General features: G+C 56.2%; 12 protein-coding genes. 2 read left to right on the plus strand and 10 right to left on the minus strand.

Translation table 11 applies throughout. The features are described from left to right. Nucleotides 1–3 precede the first annotated feature (3 nt). The 6 genes from JFT86_RS03735 to orn form a co-directional block, all read right to left on the minus strand. Nucleotides 4–4,785 carry an RHS repeat-associated core domain-containing protein gene (locus tag JFT86_RS03735; RefSeq protein WP_201235791.1) on the minus strand — a complete coding sequence of 1,594 codons (4,782 nt, stop codon included), beginning with the start codon at nucleotides 4,783–4,785 and terminating at the stop codon, nucleotides 4–6. A 79-nt stretch (nucleotides 4,786–4,864) separates the two neighbouring features. Then, complete coding sequence (locus JFT86_RS03740) at nucleotides 4,865–5,851, minus strand: hypothetical protein (protein ID WP_201232116.1); 987 nt, start codon at nucleotides 5,849–5,851, stop codon at nucleotides 4,865–4,867. Between the two features lie 341 nt (nucleotides 5,852–6,192). Next, nucleotides 6,193–8,511 (minus strand): leucine-rich repeat domain-containing protein, encoded by a 2,319-nt coding sequence (locus JFT86_RS03745; protein WP_201235792.1) that lies wholly within the window; start codon nucleotides 8,509–8,511, stop codon nucleotides 6,193–6,195. Nucleotides 8,512–8,913: 402 nt separating this feature from the next. After that, nucleotides 8,914–9,945: a hypothetical protein gene (locus tag JFT86_RS03750; protein WP_201235794.1), complete on the minus strand. Its 1,032-nt coding sequence runs from the start codon at nucleotides 9,943–9,945 to the stop codon at nucleotides 8,914–8,916. A 179-nt stretch (nucleotides 9,946–10,124) separates the two neighbouring features. Further along, complete coding sequence (locus JFT86_RS03755) at nucleotides 10,125–10,739, minus strand: trimeric intracellular cation channel family protein (protein WP_201238551.1); 615 nt, start codon at nucleotides 10,737–10,739, stop codon at nucleotides 10,125–10,127. A 146-nt stretch (nucleotides 10,740–10,885) separates the two neighbouring features. After that, nucleotides 10,886–11,428: an oligoribonuclease gene (gene orn / locus JFT86_RS03760; protein WP_053116764.1), complete on the minus strand. Its 543-nt coding sequence runs from the start codon at nucleotides 11,426–11,428 to the stop codon at nucleotides 10,886–10,888. Nucleotides 11,429–11,535: 107 nt separating this feature from the next. On the opposite strand from orn, the gene rsgA reads away from it, so the two are divergent. Then, on the plus strand, nucleotides 11,536–12,567 hold the full coding sequence (gene rsgA / locus JFT86_RS03765) for a small ribosomal subunit biogenesis GTPase RsgA (protein WP_187677885.1): 1,032 nt from the start codon (nucleotides 11,536–11,538) through the stop codon (nucleotides 12,565–12,567). A 169-nt stretch (nucleotides 12,568–12,736) separates the two neighbouring features. Here rsgA and dinD read toward each other — a convergent pair whose 3' ends face one another. The 4 genes from dinD to motA all read right to left on the minus strand — a co-directional run bounded on the left by dinD (nucleotide 12,737) and on the right by motA (nucleotide 16,882). After that, on the minus strand, nucleotides 12,737–13,573 hold the full coding sequence (gene dinD / locus JFT86_RS03770; protein ID WP_347340303.1) for a DNA damage-inducible protein D: 837 nt from the start codon (nucleotides 13,571–13,573) through the stop codon (nucleotides 12,737–12,739). Nucleotides 13,574–13,726: 153 nt separating this feature from the next. Continuing rightward, the gene (locus JFT86_RS03775) at nucleotides 13,727–14,860 is read right to left on the minus strand and encodes a sterol desaturase family protein (protein WP_201235796.1); all 1,134 of its coding nucleotides are present in this window, start codon (nucleotides 14,858–14,860) and stop codon (nucleotides 13,727–13,729) included. Between the two features lie 90 nt (nucleotides 14,861–14,950). Next, the gene (gene motB / locus JFT86_RS03780; protein WP_201235798.1) at nucleotides 14,951–16,027 is read right to left on the minus strand and encodes a flagellar motor protein MotB; all 1,077 of its coding nucleotides are present in this window, start codon (nucleotides 16,025–16,027) and stop codon (nucleotides 14,951–14,953) included. Between the two features lie 3 nt (nucleotides 16,028–16,030). Then, nucleotides 16,031–16,882, minus strand: a complete 852-nt coding sequence (gene motA, locus JFT86_RS03785) for a flagellar motor stator protein MotA (RefSeq protein ID WP_007952169.1) — start codon at nucleotides 16,880–16,882, stop codon at nucleotides 16,031–16,033. Between the two features lie 166 nt (nucleotides 16,883–17,048). Between motA and JFT86_RS03790 the strand changes: the two genes are divergently transcribed. Beyond that, a complete protein-coding gene (locus JFT86_RS03790; RefSeq protein WP_201235799.1) occupies nucleotides 17,049–18,587 on the plus strand; it encodes an HDOD domain-containing protein in 1,539 nt (512 codons plus the stop codon). The last annotated feature ends 17 nt before the right edge of the window (nucleotides 18,588–18,604 follow it).

Raw genomic sequence — 18,604 nt, forward strand, 5'->3', positions numbered from 1 at the left:
CACTCAGGCCGCTGGCCAGCGCGTTGTATCAATGCTTTTAGCCGTTTTCATCATTGTGTTGGTCTGCCCGTCGGACATATGGCCGCCCGCCTGCAAGACTTTGCAAACTCTCTGTTTACTGTCCTCCAGAAGGTAAATACGCTCCCCACGTCCTTTCGTCCTCGCAAAAAAAACATGCGTTACTTTTCTTCCAGCACCAACTGATCCGAACTCCTCGTACAGCATCTCGGACTCCGCGGCTGCTTGGCTGGCGGACTTGTTGCTTTCCACGAGTTCGTAGAAACCTTTAGCCCTCGTCTCATTAATTTCAGACACGAAATTGTCTTTTTTGGCCCTTTGTAATTGCCAAGGTTTGTCCGACGCTGTTTCCACAGGCGTCTTGGCTTTTTTGGCCGCAGCCTTGGCGCCTTTTCCGGGCTTGTAATAATGTTTCGCCGCTTTGGCTGTATCCTCGCCAGCGGGACTGAGACCTTTGCCAAAGGCTGAAGCCATCTTCCTGCCAGCATTCACAGCGGCTTTTGCACCCGCCGCCAAGCCTGCACCGAGTGAAGCCAGTCCAAGACCGAAACTGATCCAGCCCAATATTTCTCCTGCTGGATCATCCGGTGCATACTCATCGAACCAAGAGCTGGCAATACCCGCCAGGCCTGAAGTAACACCCAGCCAAAATGCCGTCATGACCCATGGTGTTGCCACGCCAGCCGTCAGCCCGCTGATAATAATTCCGAGAACACCGAGGCCGATTCCCAGGATCGTTTCCAACGACATATGCCCGGTAGGGTCGACACGATTGACAGGGTCGCCCAGGCAATAACTGTAGGCATTCAATCCGCCCGCACCGAACGGACTCATGCTGTCGGGGGCGAGAAAACGCATCAGTGTCGGACTATAGGCTCTGTAACCGTTACCCAGCAGATACAGCCCGGTCACCGGATCCAGCTGCTCGCCGTTGAACCCCGCCAGACTGAACAAACCACCTTCGGCAGGACGATGCCCGTAAGGGCTGTAGGCGCAATCGGTGAGCTGTTCCTTGCCCAGCGTTGCCAGCACGCTTTGCTGCTGATCGGTACCAAACAACTGCGCACCGGCGTTCAAACCGAGTTGCTGTTGCCCCACAAGCGCTCCACCGTGACGCACAACACTGGATGAATTTTCACCACTCACCTCATTGGCGACCCGGCCTGCGTAGTAGTAACGCTGCGTTGTTATCTTGTCGGGTTGCGACAGTTCAACCAGATCGTCGAATCCGTCGTAATGATAGCCACGAATGACTGAACCGCCTGCGCCGGACAGTTGTTCGAGACGTCCGAATGAGTCATAGGCCAGAGTTCGTGCCAGGTCGTCCTTGATCATCCTGCCGTTGGCGTCGTATTCCAGTGTCACTGCTGGCGGATAGTCAGCATGAGAATGTTTGACTGCGCTGAGTTGTGCAGGATCAGGATTGTCATAACTGAAGGTGGTCAGATTCACGCCCAGCGGGAACTTCGTCTGCACGGTAAGAATGTTGTCCAGCACATCGAAGGTGAACGTCTGCTGGACAATTTCCTTGCCATACGGATCGCGTGGCTTTTGGGTGCCAGCACAGTCGTACTGGATCAGACGCCCGCGCACATCGTAGGTGAATTGTTCATCACGCAAAATTTGCGTGCCACGCCTGGACACTTTCTGCGCCAGTTTGCCGGCAAGCGTATAAGTCGATTCCAGCGTCTGGTCAGGCTGACCCTGAATCTCAAATGTACGGCGGGTTTCACGACCGATATCGTCATAGGCAAACCGGGTGATCATCTGACGCTTGATCGACGTCTCTTCGGTTTTCGTCCAGGCCAGCATCCCCGTCTGGATGTCGTAGTGGAATTCTGTTTTCAACGAACCCTGCGTGGTGGACAGCAGGCGGCCGTGCTTATCGTATTCGGATCTGCTTTCGGCTCCGAGTACATCGACTTGGGTGATCGGGCGTCCCTGCAGGGAATAGGTACTGGACGTTGCTTTCGTGATAGCGCCGAAGGTCGTCGTTTCGGATTTGAGGCGTCCGGAAGGGTAATAGGTAAAGCTGCGTGCCCTGCCGCTTTCGGTACAGGTCAATGGATTGCCACTGACGGGGTCGTAAGTCAGAGTCGTGACCAGCTCCCCTGCCTTGCGCTCCGTCAGTAAACCGCCCAGATCGCGCAAATATGTGAATTCGGTTTTTTTACCATCAGCACTCTTGTACCACTGCGGCTGAGTGAAGCCCGCTTCATAACCCGCCTCGGACTTTCGCCCACCCACAGTACTTTGTGTCAAACGATTCAAACCGTCATACGTTTGCTGCCCCAACACTTTTTCACCAACCTTGATGTCGGTTGGCAACTCTTCATCGGTATGCTTGGCGTAGTCGGTCACGACCTCACTGGAGTCAGGCAGAACACTGCGGATTATCCGGTCAAAAACGTCGTATTCAAATCGAGTGATATTGCCGACAGGATCTGTTTTGCTGGTTGTGCGCCCGAACCCGTCATAGGTGTAAACGGTTTTGCCCAGACTCTTGTTCTTCAGATTGAAGCTCTCGACACTGAGCGGTTTACCGAACTCATTGACGAGGGTGAGTGTCTTGCCCATCCCCTGGAGCCAATTGGTTTGCTGGCGAAGGACCGGATCCGCCTCGCTGTGTTCGATACGCCCGTCGGCATGCAGCGTCTTGCTGACCTGGCCCCAGGAATCGAATTCGTAGCGGGTGCTGACCCCATAAGGCTTGCCATCACGCCAATCGGTCAGCGTCACTTTCACCTTGCGACCGACCGAATCATGCTGGGCAGAATAAAGCGTGCGAATCTGGATGAGGCCGCCCTTGTCGGGATGGTCACAGTCCTTTTCCTGAACGGTGATCACCCGTCCCAGACCGTCATAATTCATTCTTTGCTCGCCGCCGGCCGGGTCAGTCGTCACCATTGTGGCCGGCTGCTGCCTGCTGGCGGCCATATAGACCCACTTGGTCGAGGCCGCGTAGGGGGTGCCGAAAGCCACCGTTTTGCACACTGCCCGGCCGATCGCATCGTATTCATGCTCGATGTGTTCGCCATCGACACCGACCTCTGACAATGGCAATCCCGTCAGCGTCGAGAGCACTTTCTCACTGGCCTGCAGTGTGCCATCAAATCCGCGTGTGCTGGACTTGATCCGCAACCTGTCATCCTCAAGTTCATAGGAGAATTCGGTAGAGGTTTTCTTATCATTCAGGATGATACTTTGCTTTTTCATGGCCCCGTGCCTGAGCGGGTCCTTTGGCGTATCCAGGTAACTGCGTTCGGTTTTCGAGCGCAAGACCTCAAGGCCTTCGACAACTTCGAAAAAACGCTCCTCGACCGGTACGACGCATGCCAGTTCCACCCCCTCCAATCCAGGATGCAGGGCATAGTCGTAGTACGTGACAGTCGAAGCACCATCCGACGCGGCAGCGGTGACCGTCCTCTTTTTCGGGAACCTGGAGAAGCCCAGCGGATCCTCAGGGCAATTGTCTCCACCATTTGCCGGATAGAACTCCGTCGAAGTCGTTACCCCACTTGGCTCGACGTGCTTGAGCAAGTTGCCTTCGCCATCAAACTCGGTGGCGGTAGTTTCCACACGCGTCTGTCGGGTGCGCCGATCAAGGTGAGTCACCGTATGGACTTTAGGCATGCGGAACTGAGCCAACTGCTCATTGAAAGGCTTCTTGACTGAGCAGTAATACTCCGTGGCGGTGGCGATCTGTGCGTCGCCACAGGTTGTGACCTCTGCCACCAACAGATGGAACTTGTTGTAGGTGCGTTTAATGCGGGTATGTACTTTGCCGCTTACTACCAACTGCTCGTCCGAGGTGTAGACATAGTGACCGGGCGCCAGATAGAGAGGATCCAGGTCATTGTCCTTGGCCGGGAGGACGCCCTGCCCAAGGAAGTTGTGGTCGGAGTACGTGTATGCCTTGCAGAGTCGGGGTTGGCCGCGCCCAGGGTAGATATCGTGAGCGATAACAAACGGCAGTGTCCGTTCCACGCCATTTTCGAAGCGATGACCTTGGCGCTTGTAGCGAATGAATTCGACGCCGCGTAATGGATTGACGACGCGGTACAAATAGCTGGCCTCATCGATCACTTCATATTCCAGCTCCCAACCTCGGCCGACCGGAAGTTCGATTGCCGTAACCCGAGCGTTCTTCAAGATCAGCTTGTAATCAGAGCTGGATGAGGTATCGGGATATCGGGTCAGTGTTACCTGACCTGCATTGCGGGTGATTTTCAGAAGGCATCGTTTGGCGTCATGGACTTCGGCCAATCTGGGAAACTGGTTGAACAACTCGTGCTTCAACGCGATGCTCACCCCGTTTGCCGCGATTATTTTTGTCGCTACGGCGACCTGAGTGCCAGCCAGGACCTTGAGCAGTTCACGCCGACCATCCTTGTATCGAACTTCATATTGCCCTGCTCCGGTCACCAACACCTTTGCCGTTTGCAGCTTCATTTCCTTGAACTTCAGACCGGTAGACGTTTCTACGGCCTTGTAGCGCTCGCCATTGGACAGCGTCATGACTTTGCTGCGCAAATCGTAATTTGTCATGGTCAAAGACCAGCCAATGCCAAAACCGGAGTCTGCCTGATTGAGTGGATTGAAGCCCAGTGCAAGTGCAAACTCAGGGCCGTTGAGATCCGACGAGTGCAAATTGCCCAACGAAAAGGAGCACGTGTACATGCCCGTTCGGGGATCAACACCTCCGGAAACAAACTCACCGAAGTTAAAAGCATTAGAATGAACAGCGGAAGATGAATTACTCTCCATTGAAAACCGTCCTTTTATTTAAAGATGCAGATACTGACTAGTCAAGTTGGCCAGCGAAAACCGCTGGCCCCATCAGAAATCAGACAAGCTGTTTCATTGGCCGCCTGGACTCACCCAGAATAAAAGCGCGCTGCTCTTTATCACCTTCGATACAAAGCCTGTGTTCCGAACCAAACTCATCGATTACTGCAAACTCAAATGTATCTTCGCCTTTCCGCTCCGCTAGCAGATCAGCGGAAATATATTTAACAAGCGTCAATTGTCCGGGCACATTGTTGATCGGCACGGTCATGATGCCGAGGGGACTGCGCAGGGTTGCTTTCAGTCCATAAATAGGCGCCATGTAGCCGTAAAAGCTTCTGCGCCCGTCGAGGGTGCCAAGAATTAATCCGGAAGCATAGAACTGTACTGCATCTTCGGAATCATAAGGATCAAGTTTTACCTCACTGCTGTACCAGTCAAGCAGGTGAATCTGCCTGCCCTCTGCGTGTAGCCCAATGTGATAAGTGTGAACCCAGTCGTATTGCGCTCTCTGCCGCTTGCTACCATATTCTTTGAATGTAAAGCTATTCAGCGAATATTCTTTCGGCGGAATTGCTTCCAGGGTAACACTGCTGTCAAAGCCAATGCCGTTACTTCGCAATAACACACCGTCCATGAGAATTTCGGCGGCCACTTCCATGATTCCTGGCTTGGTGGCCGAAACCCAAAACTGGAAAATCTGCACCGGATCAGAGTCGTCACTTATACGGTTGTGCGTGGCACGTGGAACTTCGGTAACCCGCGGTGCACCACCAGACATTTCGTGAGCATATCGATTTTCCTGCTGCGATACGCTCCAGTTCCCCTCCAGAGGCCGCGCGCCGTTATAGGCGATCAACCGCAGTGATTGCAGTGCGGGATGCCCATACAGCGATGCGCCGTTGCCATTGGTATCAGTTCCGTGCAGAAGTACCAACACCCGCACCTGCATACGCCCATTGGCATAAAGCACTTTATGCTGGCCTGACCTTGTGGAGTCGACCTTTACCTCGATACGAGTAATACCACGTGGTTCATCAAACATTTTACAATACCTTGCTGATTAATAGATTTCGCCCTCTAAGGAGCCAGCAAACTATTGACGATCGATTTAAATAAAAACAGCCGCGAAATCAGACAAATTATGAGGAAGTAATATTTTAACACCCCCACCAACAACTCACACAAACGCTAATACATCCAAAAATCGCGAATCAGATCAAGCACATTTCAACCACGCTCTTCCTGCCCCCTTTTATTCCAGCACTGAATAATCTCTCTCCCCTCCTGATCTCAACCGCACAGAATCAAAAGGGGAGCCACCGAGCAGCTTATTCTTGTCAGGGTATATTAGAAAAACAAAGGAGCCGTTACTTCCACCAACATTCAGTCACTGTCTGAACCTGTAGAGAACCCGCTCTCTGAGGACTCACTATCGGAGTCAGATTCTAAAAATGCCTCCTCCGTCTGAATTTCCACCTTTCGATCCATACTGGAATCTTCGAGATACCGACTAATCCGTTGCCTTGACGCGTCACTCAGCGGATTATTCAACAACCCAACGAACAGATCCTGTGTATCCGGAATCTCGAACAGTTCATTTCCAACGTCGGAAATATTATTATCATGTAACGCCACAACCCTAAGTTCCCTGAGCGCATCTATGCCTGAAGGAACGCTGGAAAGACTTGCGTTGCTAAGCATCAATCGGGTCAGACCTGCCATATGACCTATATGTGGAGCGACCGCCAGAGGGTTGTTTGCCAGATTCATCACGGTGAGCGCTTCGATTCTGGACAATCCCTCAGCTGTAGCTTCCGATAGTTTCAGCGAACACCTATTCAGTGTAAGTTCGCTTAACTGGCGCATTTGAAATATTCCTGACGGGAACTCCTCCATTTTTATGCCTACGACACCCAAAAATTGAATATTGGGAAAGCTGTCAAGAAAAGCGCCTATCCGTGCGCCCGGTTTATTTGCGGTCAATGTTAACTCTGTTACATACTCAAATCTGGCGGACAGCCTTGGTAACTCACCCGAAAACTCCACATAGCAAGAAAAATAATAGTCTCCCTCCCCCCACTTCGAAACCGGTTTGCGCTGCCAGATATCCTGCAGCTTTGCGCTGAACTGCTCGCGAGCCTGGCGTCGTCCAGCAAGTGTCGGCGCGCCCTCTGGTTCCGACGCCTGCGAATGAGGTGATGCCCCTTCGGCAGTCCATATCGCCAATTCATCACACAACGTTACAAGCTCTGTTTCCAGGCGAAATAAAACGCCTGATGGATCACCCTTCAAACGCTCGTTGGTAAACGCCATCACCTCCTCATCCGAAAGCTGCGGATATAGATCTCGGACACGGTCTGCGACGGACTTGGTTGATGCCGGTTGGTTGTCGCCACCACCTCGCAACTGCCCCGCTTGCCGGTATCGAGCGGTAGCAGGATCGATGGTCACCGGAATCGGTGCGAGTCCCAGCAATTCGCTCACGGACTGGTGCGGCGGTAACGCCTGTGTACGGATCAACTTCTGTAGCGCCGCACCACCGCCCTCTGTCACACCCAGCAACTGACGATGACCAGGCAACAACAGAAACCAGATGGTTGAATAAAGATCCTTCGATCCCTGAGCATATTGAGCGTCGCTGCTTTGGATGGCGTAGCGATCATCCTGACGTATCAGCAGGTGACGAATCAGCGACCGGGCATCGCCGATAGCGCCCACAACATCACCGTCCGCCCCGCCCTGACGAATCTCGATGCGAACCTTTTGCGGCCACCCCGCCAGACGCCCGATCATCTGCAACGCCAGTCGGTCACTGTCCAGGCTGGATACTGAATCAAGATATATGCCTTCACAGGCTCTTGCGATACGGATATTGCGCAGCGCCAGCAGCGCTTCTTCTGCCATTCGCCGTGGCATTCCCGATTTGTTGTGCATGTGCAGACGATCGGCGGCGCTGGCATCGCGCCACAACGCCTGAGCCAATGTCTTGGGAAGGTCAGGAAAAATTCGCCGCATCTGCAGCGTATTTTCATCACAGTCGAGCTCGAACGCGCGCTCATGATCCTGAAAGAGCACGGCACGGTCCCGATGGGCGTGGCGTCCGACAAGATCGCCTTCGCGCAAATGCAGCAGGGCCTGCAGTTGCGGATCGATCTGGACGTGCATCAACGGATCGGGATGATGCATTTGTGTGATGAGCGTCTGGATTTTCTGATCGAGGCTGAAGCGCCTGACCGTGTCATGCAATAAGGCGAAGGACCGAGAGTCAATGTGGGAGTCGCGCGCCAACACTTCATCCATCCCACTTACCGCCAGGATGCGTGCAATCGTGACATCGAAAAAGCCGTCCACTGGGTTTCCCATGCGGTGAAACAGTTCCGCAGTTCGCCCCCGTAGCGAACTGCGTCTTGCCAGGTGATTACGCGAATCGCTGCTGTCCAGCGGGAGCCAGAACCTGCCCTCGCGGTCCGGTTTCAATAGTGGGCCGGAAGGGTTGAGCTCACTGGCCAGTGCGGCGCGAAAAAGGCCGCTTTCGATATCCAGTGCCACTCGCACGCAATGGACATCGTCGACAGCCACATACTGGCGCTGCTTGAATATCCGGATACCCTGCGCATCGGCCTCGCCGAGGCTTTGGGTTGTGGGTATCCAGTAATCTGCCAGCGAGGGCATCGCAGCAAACACCGCAAACTCGTCGATCATGGACAACATCGGACTCACAGTCACACTGGCCGTCTGCGTCGCTGCGATCGGGTCTGATGGCCGGCTGGAAGGTGGCGAGGGTTCCAAGTGATGCGATAGAGGTAGATGCGGCATTGATGGTACGGAGGAAGGTGGCCGATGTATGCCATCGGTGCTGGAGTCTGGAGTTTTGTTTGGAGCGGGAACAGGTTTGACCTTTGGCGGTTTGCCAGCCATGAATACTCATCCTTGAGGTACAGCTGCGTTGGGCCCTCGTAACCGAGGAGCCAACGCCAGACATAGGTAAATGCACTTTTAACGCGAATACCGGGTGATTGAACATCAGAGCTTATGGGCAGGCGCAGTACCAGACAGAATATATATCTACTACACCCACCAATTTTTCATTAACAAAAGCCGGAATCAGCCTCGCTCAAGATATAAATTGCGCTCATAGAAATTCAAGCGAATCGCCAGTCTATGCTCCGTACCGTGCTGATCAATCGCACGAAAGTGAAACACTCCGCCGCGCTTGGTCGCGGGCGCAAGTGAGGAGTATTCGGACAGGGCTTGCACGAAGGTAAGTTCTCCGTCGCGGTCATTGACCCTTACCGAGTAAAACTTATCGTCTGCTGTAATGGCGTCAGGCAAAATAAATGCAATCCCCCCTCCATTAAATGGCAAGCTCACGCCCAAAACACTACGTTCGGGGGGGACAAACGTGACACGCACATAATTGGTTTTTGATTCGTTAAGTTTGTTACCGCTTGCAATAACATGGTCATCACCAACGCCAACTCCATCAGCCACCCAATCGACCAGTTTGATCTGCTGCCCCTGTGGATACAGCCCCAGATAATAATTCCAGATACGATTACCGGGTTCCTCATTGCCGCGTCGGGTCTGATACCAGCGGAACTGTTCAATGGCGTACGCCGGAGGCGTTTGCGCTTCGATCGTCACGCTACTGTCATGGACGCTGGAAAGCGTATTGCCGTTGCTGAGAACCCTCACCCCGTTGAGCGTCAAGCGTGCGCCGATCTGGGTTGTTCCGGCAACAGACGAGGAGACCCAGAAGGTGCGTACCTGAGGATGGACGCTGTCATCTTCTACATCTGCGTCGTCAACGCCTGTGGCGGGGAATGAAGTTTGCGCCTCAAGGGTAAAACGCCCCTGTTCGGTGCTCGCGGCCCAGCCGTCGCGCAAGGTTTTTCCCGTGTTGTAATGAATAAGCTCGATGCTGTCCATTATATCCGCCGGTAGGTGAATACCATCGCCACTGGTATCAACTCCAGAAACCAGAACTTGCACTTTCACCTGCATGCGACCATTACCGTACAGCGACTTGCTGCGCGAGCTATCACTGGCATCAAACTTGACTTTGAAACTGGCGAGGCCTTCGAGGACAGGCGAAATGATTGGCTGATCGACTGTTGCGTCCGTGCTTACACTCATGATGCATTCCTTTGTTGAGATTTATTTGAAGATCGCCACTGAACAATCTATCAACAAAAGAAATAACACGACTTTCAAACAAGCCGCAAAGCGAAAAATGTAAGAAACATACACTTGCAAGTCACCAACGACTTACAAGACATGTTACTCACCAAACAAATACCTGACCACAACAGATATTAATGTTCATCGTTATAAACAAATTTGGGCATTTCCCAATGAAAACGAATAGCCAGCAGACGTAACAAAAATCCGCCGAACAAAGTGATCAAAATGGCTTGCTCACCTGGCACATTCAGATATAGACACAGCATGTAGCACCACGCCGCCGCGAACGAGACGCTGGCGTACAGTTCGCGACGGAAGATCAACGGAATGTCGTTGCAGAAGATGTCGCGCAAAATGCCGCCGAAGACACCGGTAATCACACCGCTGACCGAAGCCACCAGCATGCCGTGGCCCATTTCCAGCGCGGTCATACAGCCGATCAGGGTGAACGCCACCAGACCGACGGCGTCGAGCACCAGAAACAGCGAGCGCAGGTGGCGCATCCAGCGGGCGGTAAACACGGTAATCATCGCGGCGACGGTGGTCAGCACCAGGTATTCCGGATGCTTGACCCACGTCAGCGGGTAATGCCCGAGCAGCACATCGCGCACTGACCCGCCGCCCAACGCCGTGACACAAGCGATCAGCACCACGCCAAACCAGTCCATACCCCGCCGGCCCGCGGACAGGGCACCGGTCATGGCTTCAGCGGTAATGGCAACGAGGTAGAGCATTAGCAGCATGATGGCGATCCAGGCAGGAAGGCGCGCAGTCTAGCCATTTCGGTCACGCGATCCAATGTAGGAGCTGCCGAAGGCTGCGATCTTTTGACTTCAAGTTTGAAAACCAGATCAAAAGATCGCAGCCTTCGGCAGCTCCTACAGCGATCAAGTCAGAACTTGATGAAGTGCTTGCGGTAGTGCTGCAGCTCGGCGATGGACTCGCGGATGTCGTCCAGCGCCAGGTGCGTGCTGCCCTTCTTGAAGCTGTCGCGCACATCCGGTGCCCAGCGGGCGGCCAGTTCCTTGAGCGTGGAGACGTCGAGGTTGCGGTAGTGGAAGTAGCTTTCCAGCGCCTTCATGTGGGTATAAAGGAAGCGGCGATCCTGGCAGATGCTGTTGCCGCAGATCGGCGACTTGCCCTTCGGCACCCACTTCTCCAGGAAGGCGATGGTTTCAGCTTCGGCCTCGGCCATGCTGATGCGGCTGTCGCGCACGCGCTGAGTGAGGCCGGAGTTGCCGTGGGTGCGAGTGTTCCACTCGTCCATGCGCGCAAGGACTTCGTCGCTGTGGTGGATGGCGATGACCGGGCCTTCGGCCAAGGTGTTGAGGTCACTGTCGGTGACGATGGTGGCCATTTCGATGATGACGTCGTTATCCGGATCCAGACCGGTCATTTCCAGGTCGATCCAGATCAGATTCTGCGGGTTTTGCATATTTCGACTCCTAGGCAATGCTGCGCAGTTTAGCCTAGGCCGGTGGCCGGGCGTGCTAAACTCGCGGCCGTTTTACCTAATCGCTGCATTCTTCAGACGGAACACCCATGGCCAAACGCCAACTCAATCGTCGTCAAAACTGGCGCATCGAAAAGATTCAGGGCGAACGCGCTGCCCGCGCCGCCAAACGCGAGTCCTCGGCGGTCGAAGCCCTGGAGGGCGGCGACCTCGGCCCGGAACAGCACGGCCTGGTGATCGCCCACTTCGGTGTGCAGGTCGAAGTCGAGGCCAAGGACGGCGAGCTTGCCGGCCAGGTGTTCCGTTGCCACTTGCGCGCCAACCTGCCAGCGCTGGTGACCGGCGACCAGGTGGTCTGGCGTGCCGGCAACCAAGGCATCGGTGTGATCGTCGCGCAACTGCCGCGCACCACCGAGCTGTGCCGCCCGGACAGCCGTGGCCAGCTGAAACCGGTCGCCGCCAACGTCGACATGATCGTCATCGTTTTCGCCCCGCTGCCCGAGCCGCATGCCAACCTGATCGACCGCTACCTTGTAGCCGCCGAGCACGCTGGCATCCGTCCGCTGTTGCTGCTGAACAAGTTCGACCTGATCGACGAGCAGAACGCCCCGGCGCTCAACGCCTTGCTGGCCGTTTACCGCACGCTGGGTTACCCGGTGCTGGAAGTGTCGGCGCACCACGGCAATGGCATGGAGCAACTGCAACAGCAGCTCGACGGGCGCATCAGCGTGTTCGTCGGCCAGTCCGGCGTCGGCAAGTCATCGCTGGTCAACAGCTTGCTGCCTGAGGTTGAAACCCGCGTCGGGCCATTGTCCGAGCTGTCGGGGCAAGGCACGCACACGACCACCACCGCACGCCTGTTCCACTTCCCGGGCGGCGGCGAGCTGATCGACTCCCCGGGTATTCGTGAATTCGGCCTCGGCCACGTCAGCCGCGCTGACGTCGAAGCCGGTTTCATCGAATTCAACGACCTGCTCGGCACCTGCCGCTTCCGCGACTGCAAGCATGATCGTGAACCAGGTTGTGCCCTGCTCAAGGCCCTGGAAGATGGCCGCGTGCAGCAGCAGCGGATGAACAGCTATCGCTCGATCATCGCCAGCTTGCCGGAAAACGGCTATTAAATAGCCCGACCCGCAGCGCCCTCCGCGGCGCTGCGGGTATTCGGATCCTGCCTAACAAAAGACCGCCCCCTTAAAAATCAGACCTTTCTGAAGTCCTTTCGTATGCCTGGTCCGCTGCAAACGCGTCAGGACCAGACCGTTCCTTACACTTTCAAATGCGTCTCCCGATTCAGTCAGCGGGCAACTTAGGGGCCTGCCTTGCGATGGTTTTCTCGTGCGACTTGACGCGCCGCTCCAGCTTACGGATATCCTCTTCGGCGAGTAATTCTTCCGGTTTGATTCCTCGCTGATCCAACACATCGCGGACACTCAGGTTATTTTGCACATGCTCTCTGGCTATTTCCGACTCACCCTGCAAGTCAACCTGAAGCACATTGTGATTGGTCATCTCAGTGGCCAGGTTTTTGGCAGCGATCGTCAAGGTTGGCAGAAAATCTGCCAGCGGCCGACTCTTGATAATGCCATAGCGGTCTTTCATTGCTTGGGTGGTTTTCCCACCAAAGAGTGCAGCATCTCCTCGCGAACGGATACGAGCGAATCCCTCATCGTCCACTCCTCGCTCATATATGTTCTGCGAAAGCTCCTTTTCTGATTCCTGTAGACGATCACGGGCATCAAAGCGCGCTTGCAGGCGCATCCGATCCTCAACCAACTCCTGTTTGCGTGTTTGCAACGCAAAGTAGCTTTGGGCAAAGGCGATGGGCTGTTTACGCGGATCTCCATTCTGGGCAATCAGATAGCAGGCAAAACGGGTGAGCATGAAATCATCGACAGGACGCTGCCCACCTTTGCCTACCTCGATCAATTTCGTGACGCCACGAAAATGATCCGATGCATCTGCGCCGCTGGTTTTACAGGATGCTACCGCACGTTGGACGACAGTTAAAAAGTTTTCCCAGCGGACGTAACCCAACGGCTCCTGCAGCTCTCGGGCAAACCAGAACTCAATACCCTCTCCGGGCACGCGCTGAACCAATTCGTCGAATTGCTGCTGCAGAATGGACACAGTTTGATTTCCCACAGTGACAACTCCCTGTTAGCCGGTTGCGCTAAAAATAAGGGAGACATTATCAATGACCTCATAGCCGGAGGTGTGTCCGGCTGTCATACAGGTACAAAAAAGCCGCGATCATCGCGGCTTTTTCACATCCACCCCGCCCTACTTCGGCTCAGGCGTCTTAAACGCATACAGATGCTGACGCACAATCCCGCCCGGCAATTCCTTGCCGAACACGCCATAACGCACCGGCCATTCCTTCGGCGGCAGCTTGAAGGTGCCGAAGAGCATGTCCACCAGCGGTGTGTGGATCGCGTAGTTCTTGTAGATGTAGTCCTTGTGCCGGGCGTGGTGCCAATGGTGGTAACGCGGCAGGACGATCAGGTAATTCAGCCAACCGCCGTTGATCCGCACATTGGCGTGGGCCAGCACGGCCTGGACGCCGACCAGAATCACGTACGCATTCAACGCCTGCGGCGCGAAGCCCAGCAGCATCAGCGGCACCAGGACGCCGGTGCGGGTGATCAGGATTTCGATGAAGTGCACGCGTGATCCGGCGAGCCAGTCCATGTGCGTGCTGGAGTGATGCACGGCATGGATGCGCCACAGAAATGGCACGACGTGATAGAGCCGGTGCAGCCAGTACTGACCCAGATCCGCCACCAGTATCGCGAGCAGGAACTGCACCACCAGCGGCAGGCTTTGTACGCTGGACTGCAAGCCCGGCGACACTGCCCAACCGGCGATGTAGCTCGACGAGGCGGTGATGAAAATCAGGATGAACTGGACCAGCATGTGGCTGACGAAAAAGTACGTCAGGTCGGTACGCCAGTGCGGGCGCAGGATGTTCTGCTCGGGGTCTTTGGAGTAAAGCTTTTCCAGCGGAATAAACACGATGGCCGAGATCAGCAGCGCCAGGACAAACCAGTCCAGACCGAGCGAGTAAGGGGTCTGCCCGATCTCGCTGACCTGCACATTGGTGCCGCCGAGAACCACTGCCAGCCCTGACGCGATCAGACCGGTGATGCCCAGACGTTTACGCTTGTTGAGCAGTATGTTCAGGGTGCCGAGACTGAACGACAGCACCAGCCCGAGCAACAGGGTGGTGCGCGCGAATTGCTCGTCGTAGACCTTGCGCAGTTCGGCGGTGGTCAACCATTCGGGGAACAGGAAGCAGAACACCGCCAGCAGGCTCAACAGCCCGAGCGTGGCCGAGATGTAGCCACTCACCCGGCCCTCGCCGAATTTGAAGGGGGCGTTGCCGTGCCGTTGAAAATAGGCTTTGAGTCTTTCCATAACTGATCTTCCGTGATTGCGAATACTGCGACTGGTCAATGCGACGCAGGCAGGTACAAAAAAGCCACGGTAACCGTGGCTTTTTGTGGGTCACTGCTTCGGTGCGGGGGCCGGTGCAGTGGCCGGTGGCGCTGTCGGCGCGGGCGCCGCACTGCCCGGTTCGGCCGGTTTCGGCGCGGCGTCGTCGAACAGATTCAACCGCTCGCGCAACTCGTGCGCCGGCACCGGTTGCTGATCCGCCGGCAACGCGTTGGGGTCGACCGGCGTTGCCGGAGCGGCGCCGTTCTGACTCTCATCGGCCGGTTTCGCCGGATCCGCACCTTGCGAACCTTCGATCGCGGCTTGTGCCTTTTTGGTCAGCACGACGATGTCGATGCGGCGGTTGACCGGGTTGAACGGGTTCTCCTTGTCGAACAGCGCCGACGAGGCATAACCGACCACCCGTGCCACTTGCGAATCCGGATAACTACCCGCAACCAGCGCTCGGCGGGCGGCGTTGGCACGGTTGGCCGACAGTTCCCAGTTGCCGAAATCGCCGGTGCCGGTGTACGGCTTGGCATCGGTGTGGCCGCTGATGCTGATCTTGTTCGGCACCGCTTTGATGGTGTCGGCCATGGCCAGCAGGATGTCTTCGAAATACGGCTTCAAGCGTGCCGAACCCGAGTCGAACATCGGCCGGTTCTCGGCGTCCATGATCTGGATGCGCAAGCCGTTCGGCGTGATCTCGAAGAGGATCTGGTCCTTGAATTTCTGCAGTTGCGGGTTCTCGTCAACCTTGTTCTGCAGCTCTTGCAGGAGCAGTTCCAGACGCTCTTTCTCGACCTGCTCGGCCATGCCTTCGACCTGTTCGGTGTCGACAGTGACCTTGTCCGGTTGCGGCTGGGATTTCACCTCGGGGTTGAGGGTGTTTTCCGGCGCCAGCGTCGGCGTACCGCCGAGATCGATGATGTAAGGCGTGCCGCTTTCGGAGAAGCCGACCGGGTCTTTGAAATAGCCGGCGATGGCGATCTTCTGCTCGGGCGTTGCGGTGGACAGCAGCCACAACACCAGGAAGAACGCCATCATCGCCGTGGCGAAGTCGGCGAAGGCGATTTTCCACGCCCCGCCGTGATGCCCGCCGGCTATGCGCTTGACGCGCTTGATGATAATCGGCTGATTATTTTCCATGACTTAGCGACCGCGAACCGCTTGTTCCAGCTCGGCGAAGCTTGGACGATGCGCCGGGTACAGAACCTTGCGACCGAACTCCACCGCCAGCGATGGCGGCATGCCGGAGGCCGAAGCCACCAGCGAAGCCTTGATGGCCTCGTAGACGTTCAGCTCTTCCTTGGCATCGTGAGCCAACGAGTGCGCCAACGGGCCGAAGAAGCCGTACGCCGCGAGAATACCGAAGAAGGTACCCACGAGTGCCGCACCCACGTGCAGACCGATGGACTTCTGATCGCCCTCACCCAACGATGCCATGGTCACAACGATACCGAGTACCGCCGCGACGATACCGAAACCCGGCATGGCGTCGGCAATGCCGTTTACCGCATGGGATGGGTGTTCGAGGTCTTCCTTCAGGCTGTACAGCTCCATGTCGAACAGGCCTTCCAGCTCGTGTGGAGCCATGTTGCCGGAGGACATGATGCGCAGGTAATCGCAGATGAACGCGGTCATGCGTTCGTCTTTAAGAACAGCCGGGTACTTGGCGAAGATCGGGCTCGCCGCGGCGTCTTCGATGTCGCCCTCGATGGCCATCATGCCTTCGCGACGGCTCTTGTTGAGGATCTCGTAGATCAGGCCAAGCACTTCCAGATAGAAAGTGTGGCTGAAGCGCGAACTGAACATGCTCAGGGATTTCTTGAGCACGTGCATCGTCATGTAGCCGGGGTTGGCCTGGAGGAATGCACCCAGTGCCGCACCACCGATGATCATCACCTCGAAAGGCTGGATCAGGGCGGCAATCTTGCCGTGGGAGAGCACGTATCCGCCGAGCACGCTCGCGAATACGACGATGATGCCGATAATTTTAGCCATAGGTAGGAAAGTACTTACTGAGTCGGGTTCAAGGTCATATTCGGAAGTTAAAAAATCTCTTCTTCTACTTATCGGCAAAACTGCGCCAGACTATAGCCAGTTCAGGCGAAAAGCCAATTTAGCCCATGCCGGGCGCGTCTACAGTCAGTGAAGATCTCGTCCAGACATGGCTAATGAAACGAACGTCCCACACGTAAAACCGACCACTCTCGAGGGCTGGGTCAAGCTGCTCGACAGCGTCCGCCTGCCCGTGCCGCAAGAGGCTCACGACAAAGTCTGCCGGGCGATTCGTGATAATCGCAGATCGATTCGCGACATCGCCGACCTGATGCAGGACAGCCCGGCGCTGGCCTTGAGCATCATCCGTGAGGCCAATCGTCACACCCACGGCAACATGGGCACGCCGGCGGAAAATCTTGAAGTCGCGATCAATCGTCTTGGCCTCGCCCGCACCGAAGAATTGCTCGCGCGCCTGCCGGCCGAACCGCAGATGCAGATCCCCAAGGCCCTGCGCCAACTGCAAATGATCAGCCAGCACGCTTCGCAGCAGGCCAACGGTTTTTTCGCCAGTCGCCTGGCGCGGCTGTGGCAGGACATTCATTGGGGCAGTCTGCTGTTTCTCTCGCCGTTGTGGCCGCTGGCGCTGACCTTTCCACAACTTCTTGAGGAGTGGGAGCTGCGGGTTATCCACAAGGGCGAATCGGCGCGGGCCGTCGAGAAGCAATTGTTCGGTGTGCGTCTGCTGAGAATCGCTGACGCACTGGTGCAGGCCTGGCATCTGCCGATCTGGGTGCAGCAGGGCTATAAATTGCTGCTCAGCGAACAGCGCGAACTGGTCAAAGTGCTGCGCATCGCCCGCGACAGCGAACACCCGCTGCGCCAACAGAACCGCCTCGACGATGACCCGACCTTGCGCCGCTGGCTCAATCAACCGGCCAACACCGTGCTGCTGGCCAATGGTCTGGCGCTGTCGGCGCAGCAGGCCTGGGACAGTCCGCACAGCGAGCGCTGGCAGTACCTGACCAGCCTTTATCTACAGATTTCCATGGACGAGGTGCAGCAACAGTTGCACCAGCAAGCCGCCAACAGTGCACGTCAGCATGCAATGCCCGATGTGTGGCACCCGGCGGTTTCGCTGTTGTGGCCGTGGGGCACTCATCGTTTGCCTGCCGGCATGTTGCCCGCGGCGGCACCGAATGCCGAAGACCTGACCCAGTGGCGTAAACAATGTGCTCAATTGCTCGCCGAGCCGAGCCGCTTCACCAATGCCATGAGCCTGACCGTCGCCGCCCGCGATGCTCTGGTCGCCAGCGGTATGCGCCGGGTGATGATCCTGATGGCCGATCGCACGCAATCGAATCTGCGCGTGCATCAGACTTTCGGGCTGCCGAAGGAAGCCGCGGCGCTGAATTTTGTCGTCAGCCAGAGCAAAGTCCTGCAACGGCTGCTGACCCAGCAGGCGCAGGTGCGGATCAATCCCGAGAACAACGCACAATTCTCTGCTTTATTGCCGCCGGGCCTGCGTACGCTGTTCCGTGGCGAGCACCTGTTCCTGCGTTCACTGCTCAATAATGGCCGAGTGATCATGATCGTCGTTGCCGATCAGGGCGGCGGGCCGTTCGCCGACATCAGCGTGCAAGCCTTCGGCAAAACCGCGCAGTGCATCGAAAAGGCCCTGCACAGCTTTAGCAGCCGTGGCCGATGAGGCTGCGCTACAATCCC

It is taken from the genome of Pseudomonas sp. TH06, assembly GCF_016651305.1.
GTDB lineage: Bacteria > Pseudomonadota > Gammaproteobacteria > Pseudomonadales > Pseudomonadaceae > Aquipseudomonas.

Coding starts and splice junctions, on each gene's coding strand:
- JFT86_RS03735 (WP_201235791.1), bottom strand. CDS start 4,785: ATGGAGAGTAATTCATCTTCCGCTGTTCATTCTAATGCTTTTAACTTC.
- JFT86_RS03740 (WP_201232116.1), bottom strand. CDS start 5,851: ATGTTTGATGAACCACGTGGTATTACTCGTATCGAGGTAAAGGTCGAC.
- JFT86_RS03745 (WP_201235792.1), bottom strand. CDS start 8,511: ATGATCGACGAGTTTGCGGTGTTTGCTGCGATGCCCTCGCTGGCAGAT.
- JFT86_RS03750 (WP_201235794.1), bottom strand. CDS start 9,945: ATGAGTGTAAGCACGGACGCAACAGTCGATCAGCCAATCATTTCGCCT.
- orn (WP_053116764.1), bottom strand. CDS start 11,428: ATGCAAAACCCGCAGAATCTGATCTGGATCGACCTGGAAATGACCGGT.
- rsgA (WP_187677885.1), top strand. CDS start 11,536: ATGGCCAAACGCCAACTCAATCGTCGTCAAAACTGGCGCATCGAAAAG.
- JFT86_RS03775 (WP_201235796.1), bottom strand. CDS start 14,860: ATGGAAAGACTCAAAGCCTATTTTCAACGGCACGGCAACGCCCCCTTC.
- motB (WP_201235798.1), bottom strand. CDS start 16,027: ATGGAAAATAATCAGCCGATTATCATCAAGCGCGTCAAGCGCATAGCC.
- motA (WP_007952169.1), bottom strand. CDS start 16,882: ATGGCTAAAATTATCGGCATCATCGTCGTATTCGCGAGCGTGCTCGGC.
- JFT86_RS03790 (WP_201235799.1), top strand. CDS start 17,049: ATGGCTAATGAAACGAACGTCCCACACGTAAAACCGACCACTCTCGAG.